Genomic DNA, 4,856 nt, shown 5'->3' on the forward strand with positions numbered 1-4,856 from the left:
TACGAGGAGGGCGGACAATTGACCGAGCAGGTGCGCCGCAAGCCATACTCGGTCGTGTTGTTTGACGAAGTGGAAAAGGCGCATCCCGACGTAATGAACATGCTGTTGCAGATTCTGGAGGAGGGGAAACTGACCGACAGCGTTGGCCGGGTGGTGGATTTTCGCAACACGATCGTGTTGCTGACCTCCAACGTTGGCGCGGAAACCATCCGCAAACAGACCACCATCGGCTTTACGGCGGCCAGTGAGGAGAACAGCTACGAGAGGATGAAGGAAAAGATTCTGGATGAGGCCAAGAAGGCGTTTCGCCCGGAGTTCCTGAACCGGCTGGACGATGTGATTGTGTTCCGCGCGCTCAACAGGCCGGATTTGATCCAGATTCTTGACCTCGAAGTGAAGAAAGTCATGGAGCGGTTGAAGGGAAAGAAAATCCAGTTGCAGCTCGACGACAAGGCGAACGATTTGCTGGTCGAGAAAGGCTACGACCCGATTTACGGCGCGCGCCCGATGCGCCGCGCGGTCGAGCGCTATCTTGAAGACCCATTGGCGGAGGAAATCCTCAAAGGCCATCTGCACGAGAACGACCCGATCCACGTCACCGTCGAAGGCGACAAGCTGGTTTTCAAACAAACCGCCGCCGCGGAAGGCGCGCTTTCGAGCTAATTCTGTCCCGATTTCATTGCAACGTCGCCGGTTCGCGGCGACGTTTTTGTTTCATAGGGCTGGCCAAGGAGGCGCGCGGTTGTTAAAACACGAATTGCATGACCGGTTTTGTGGGCAATCGGGTTTTGGCCTGGCTGGAAGGCTTGGGGCGCATTGCCCTGCTTGGAGCGGAAGCCTTACGGTCCCTGTTTTCGCGCCACGCGGACTGGCGCGGCCTGACTTATCAGCTTTACTTCGTCGGGGTCAAATCCCAATCCGTTGTCCTGGTGACCGGTGCATTCACCGGGATGGTGCTGTGCGCGCAAACTTATTTTCAGTTTCACAAGGTGAAAATGGACACGGCGACGCTCGCGGTCGTCAGCGTCGCGATGGGCAGTGAACTGGGGCCGGTGCTGACGGCGCTCATGGTGGCAGGCCGTGTGGGCGCAGCGATGGCCGCAGAACTGGGTACGATGCGCGTGACGGAGCAGATCGACGCGTTGCGGACCCTGGCGACGCATCCCGTGGATTACCTTGTGGTGCCCCGGCTTTCGGCGACAATTATCGCGCTGCCGTTGCTGACGGCGGAGTCTATCGCCGTCGGCATCTGCGCAGCCTATCTCGTGGGTACAGCGTTGCTCGGGATTGACCAGGCGTATGCCTGGCACAACATGCTCAAATACACACAGCCCCAGCACATCCTGATGGGCACGATCAAGGCGGTCATTTTTGCGGCTGTGCTCGCGTTGATCAGCTGCTACAAGGGAATGAACTGCCGCGAAGGGGCCGAGGGTGTCGGCCGGGCAACGACTGAAGCGGTGGTCTATTCTTCCATCACGATTCTGATCAGCAATTTCTTTCTGACGCTGGTCCTGACCCGGTTGCTGGGGGCGTGATGATCGAGGCCCGGCAGCTGAAGAAAAGTTTCGGGCCTCAGCGAGTCCTGGCCGGCGTGGATTTTCGAGTCGAGAAAGGCGAGTCGGTGGTGATCATTGGGCGCAGCGGCGGCGGCAAAAGCATTTTGTTGAAATGCCTGATCGGGCTGCTCGCTCCGGATGATGGTGAAGTGGTCATTGACGGGGAAAGCATTGGACGGATGAACGAGCGCCAGTTGCTGCGAGTGCGGCAGAAATTCGGCATGTTGTTTCAAGGCGCGGCATTGTTCGACTCAATGACTGTGGCCGAAAACGTGGCCTTCGTGCTGAGGCGGGAAGGTCAATTGACGGAAGGCGAGATCGGCAAAAAAGTGGATCAGACATTGGAAATGGTGGATCTGGGCGGAACCCAGGACAAGAAGCCTGCGGAGTTGTCCGGAGGCATGCGCAAACGTGCCGGTCTGGCGCGTGCCATCATTTATCAACCTCAGATCTTGCTCTATGACGAGCCCACCACCGGCCTGGATCCGATCGTTTCCGACAGCATCGACCAGCTGATCGTGCGGGTGCGCGAGCGGCTGGAGGCCACGACGGTGGCGGTCACCCACGACATGCGCAGCGCGCGGCGGATAGGCCAGCGCGTCCTGATGCTACACGAGGGTCGCATTCATTTCGGCGGCGCGCCGGACGAAGTCTTTCAGTCAAAGGATCCGGTTGTGCATCGTTTTGTGAATGGTATTTCCGACGCGAAGGAATCGAGTTTTTGATATGAACCAGAAACGATTGGAATGGAAGGTTGGCGCGTTTGTGGTTGTCTGTCTTGCGGTGCTCTGCCTGCTGGCGTTGAATTTCAGCAAAGGGCTGACGTTTTTCACGACGACGTACACGCTTCGTCTCCGGACAACAAACGTGGGCGGCATCAAAAAGGAAGCCTCGGTTCTGATGGCCGGAGTGCCGGTCGGAAACGTGACCGGCGCTGAGTTGTCGCCCGAGGGCACAAATGTCATCGTGTATTTGAAAATACTCGATCGCTACCGGATTCACGGAGATGCGGTGTTCACGATTGATTCGATGGGGTTTCTGGGCGATCAGTATGTCGCCATAATACCCGGCAGAAACGAGAAACCTGTTTTGAAGGACGGCGACGAGGTCATCTGCCGTGAGCCGTTCAACTTCCAGGAAGTGGCCCGGTCGGCGCTGGGGTTTATTCAGAGGATCGATGACACGGCAAAAAAACTGGACAGCGCGCTAACCCGGGTGGAGCAGCGCGTTCTGAACGAGGAAACACTGACCAACCTGTCCGCGACGATCGGGAATTTCCGCCTCGTTTCAGAACGGGCGCTGGCAACGGTGGACAACATTGACCACCTGATGCAATCGAACGGTCCGCCCGTGAGCGTGACCACCAGCAATCTTGCGTTGTTTTCGCGTCAGCTCAACGAACTGGCGACGAACCTGCAGGATGTACTGACAACCAACAAGGTGGACTTGGCGGGAGCGGTAAAAAACATTGAATCATCCAGCGAGATGATGAAGAGTCTGCTGTCAGACCTGCAGGCTGGAAAAGGGCTGGCGGGAAGTCTGTTGAAAGACGAGCATTTGTCGGTCGGCGTATCGCAGTTGGTCAGCAATCTGACCATGTTGAGCAGCAATCTGAACCGCCATGGTCTGTTGTGGAAACCGAGAACCACCGACGTGAAAACACCATCATCGCTTTATCCGGGTCGCGATCCGCGCCGGTAGCATCATGTCCCTCTGGATCCTTCGCATTTTTTTTCTCGGTCTCTGCACTCTGGGTGGCTACGCCGTCAGCCAGGTGCGGCCGGAGCTGATTAATGACGGTCTCTGGGGCGGCGTCGCCGGTTTCGGTTTTGGCGGTCTGTTGATCGCGATCGACGAGATGGTAAAGGGGTTTTCTCTCCGCGCCTTCTCCGCCGCATCGTTCGGCCTCCTGCTGGGCACGTTGATCGCTCTGTTGATCGACAAATCCGGCCTGTTCGTTTATGTGGAGGACAAGCCGGTGCGCTGGCTGGTTCGACTCTGCATCTTTCTCGGCTTCGGTTACATCGGCATGATTCTGGCCATGCGCAGCAACAAGGAGGATTTCTACCTGATCATCCCGTTCGTGCGTTTCGCTTCACAAAGCAAACCCGAGAGTCTGCTGGTGCTCGACACCAGCGTCATCATCGACGGCCGCATCGCCGAACTTGTCGAAGGAGGATTTCTCGAAGGGACGATCGTGGTGCCGCGGTTTGTGCTGAAGGAATTGCAGCTGGTGGCAGATTCTGCCGACCCTGTTCGCCGCGCCCGAGGCCGTCGCGGTCTCGAAATGCTCAGCCGCATCCAGCGCAGCACACGCAACGAGGTGAAGATTCACGAAGTTGATTTTCCCGAGGAAAGCGGTGTGGATGCCAAGCTGGTTCGGTTGACACGCGCGCTTTCGGCCAAATTATTCACTAATGATTACAACCTCGGCAAAATCGCCGAGCTTCAGTCCGTTTCGCACATCAATATTCATGAGCTGGCCCGGGCCATGAAACCGGCGATTCTTCCCGGTGAGTCCTTCAACCTGAAAATCGTTCGGGAAGGCAAGGACAAGGCCCAGGGTGTCGGTTATCTGAACGATGGCACCATGGTGGTGGTCAACAATGCCCACGGTTTCATTGGTCAGCAAATCGATGTTCAAGTGCAAAGCCTCGTGCAGACCGGCGCGGGAGTGCTTGTCTTCGCGGACGTTAAAACTCCTGTGACTGCCTGATCCTGCGGCAAACCGAATTCATCGTCTGTCATGCAATTGGTGACTGTTTTCCGGAGTTTCAACCCCGCCGAGGCGCAATTGATCCGCTCGCGTCTGGACGCCGCGGGCATCCCCGCTGAAGTCGTGAACGAACTCGCAGCGTTAAGCCTTGACGGCTACTCAATGGCCGCGGGCGGCATCCGCGTGCAGGTGCCGGACAACTACGCCGCGGAGGCCACGGCGTTGATTGAGTCGGCCAACGAGCCCACCGATGAATCCGCGACAGAATAAGGCGCTTTTTCGGCTGCGGCGCGCCCTGTCCGACGGTGAACTGCGGTTCGACCAGGGTGTGCTGCAGGCTCATTCCGGCGACAAATGGTTCGCCAGTCGTCTGCCCGACGCGGTTGCCTTGCCAAGGAGCACACATTCGGTGGCCACGGTGCTTCGTTTTGCGCATCGTCACGGTGTACCGGTGACGGCGCGCGGCGCCGGCTACGGCTACGTGGGTGGATGCGTCCCTTCGCGGGGCGGGATTGCGCTTTCGCTGGCTCAAATGAATCGCATCAAGGAAATCAATCCACTCGATTTCGTGGCGATTGCCC

7 protein-coding genes are annotated in these 4,856 nt (G+C 57.8%); all 7 read left to right on the top strand.

From position 1 onward, the window contains the following. Window positions 1–663 (top strand): AAA family ATPase (locus tag VN887_11205; protein HXT40573.1); only part of this gene is annotated, 663 nt, incomplete at its 5' end. A gap of 98 nt (window positions 664–761) precedes the next feature. Continuing rightward, window positions 762–1,538, top strand: a complete 777-nt coding sequence (locus VN887_11210; GenBank protein HXT40574.1) for an ABC transporter permease — start codon at window positions 762–764, stop codon at window positions 1,536–1,538. Further along, on the top strand, window positions 1,538–2,284 hold the full coding sequence (locus tag VN887_11215) for an ATP-binding cassette domain-containing protein (protein ID HXT40575.1): 747 nt from the start codon (window positions 1,538–1,540) through the stop codon (window positions 2,282–2,284). Before VN887_11210 ends, VN887_11215 begins: the two co-directional genes overlap by 1 nt. A 1-nt stretch (window position 2,285) precedes the next feature. Beyond that, on the top strand, window positions 2,286–3,260 hold the full coding sequence (locus VN887_11220) for an MlaD family protein (protein ID HXT40576.1): 975 nt from the start codon (window positions 2,286–2,288) through the stop codon (window positions 3,258–3,260). 4 nt (window positions 3,261–3,264) lie between these two features. Further along, window positions 3,265–4,275, top strand: coding sequence for a PIN domain-containing protein (locus VN887_11225; GenBank protein ID HXT40577.1), 1,011 nt, complete (start codon window positions 3,265–3,267; stop codon window positions 4,273–4,275). Window positions 4,276–4,305: 30 nt separating this feature from the next. Continuing rightward, window positions 4,306–4,545, top strand: a complete 240-nt coding sequence (locus VN887_11230; protein HXT40578.1) for a DUF2007 domain-containing protein — start codon at window positions 4,306–4,308, stop codon at window positions 4,543–4,545. Then, the coding region (locus VN887_11235) for an FAD-binding protein (protein HXT40579.1) at window positions 4,526–4,856 on the top strand (331 nt) is incomplete at its 3' end. The genes VN887_11230 and VN887_11235, both read left to right, overlap by 20 nt.

The sequence above is a fragment of the Candidatus Angelobacter sp. genome (assembly GCA_035607015.1).
Classification (GTDB): domain Bacteria; phylum Verrucomicrobiota; class Verrucomicrobiia; order Limisphaerales; family AV2; genus AV2.